We start from the raw sequence: 239 nt of genomic DNA, 5'->3' as shown, positions 1-239 counted from the left end.
CCCCCCAACACCACAACCAAAACCCACACGGAAAAGCCAGGGCACAACAACAAACCGCCAAAAAACAAAACGCCAACCCCGCCCCCACAGAAGAACAACAAGAAAAAATACACCAATAAACACACAACAAAAAACAAAACAACCCAGAAAAAAAACACCAAAAACCGAAGAAAACCACCAAAAAACACACAAACAAAACAAAAACACCAACAAAAAAAAAAAAAAAACAAAAACAAAAA

At 37.7% G+C, this 239-nt stretch carries 1 protein-coding gene; it reads left to right on the top strand.

Annotated elements, in window-relative coordinates; genetic code table 11:
* A partial coding sequence (locus FTA91_RS20610; RefSeq protein ID WP_328592890.1) for a hypothetical protein occupies window positions 1–239 on the top strand: 239 nt, incomplete at both ends.

This window comes from Yersinia thracica, from assembly GCF_902170565.1.
Taxonomy (GTDB): Bacteria; Pseudomonadota; Gammaproteobacteria; order Enterobacterales; family Enterobacteriaceae; genus Yersinia; species Yersinia thracica.
Note: the sequence above shows the minus strand (reverse complement) of the source record. Positions and strands in the feature narration are given on the sequence as shown.